This window comes from Streptomyces sp. DH12, assembly GCF_020873895.1.
Taxonomy (GTDB): domain Bacteria; phylum Actinomycetota; class Actinomycetes; order Streptomycetales; family Streptomycetaceae; genus Streptomyces.
Genome location: NZ_JAHWGT010001426.1, coordinates 1 through 412 on the forward strand (window position 1 = coordinate 1; position 412 = coordinate 412).

Genomic DNA, 412 nt, shown 5'->3' on the forward strand with positions numbered 1-412 from the left:
GGCATACCTGCGCCCGCGCCCTGCCGTCAGCCCGATGAGAGCGCACTCCCATACGTCGCCCGAGGTCGGATCGGCGCCCTCGAACTCGACGCGTGCGCGTCGGACGTGCAGGAGAACACCGTTCAGGACACCGGAGGCCGCAGCCGGAAGACTGGAGGAGAAGGAGGCGTCCAGGTCGAGGAGCGAGCCCAGTCCGGAGGGGAGGCCGGCCACGATGCGGCGTACCCGCTGGGGGACCAGGCTGATTCCGGCGTCGTCGCGCTGCTGTAGCCCGTACAGGAGCTCCTGGCGTACCGCGGGGCTCACATCCGCGAGCGAGAACTGGGAGACCCCTGGCATCGCCCCGTTCGGGGAGGTGTTGGGCCTGCGGCGGGACGGATCCGGGGTGTGCGTGGTGTCGAAGTCCGCAGGG

Annotated in this window: 1 protein-coding gene; it reads right to left on the minus strand. The window is 70.9% G+C overall.

The features are described 5' to 3' along the window. A partial coding sequence (locus tag LPA54_RS40405) for a hypothetical protein (RefSeq protein WP_228985410.1) occupies nt 1-306 on the minus strand: 306 nt, incomplete at its 3' end. Nucleotides 307-412 lie beyond the last annotated feature (106 nt).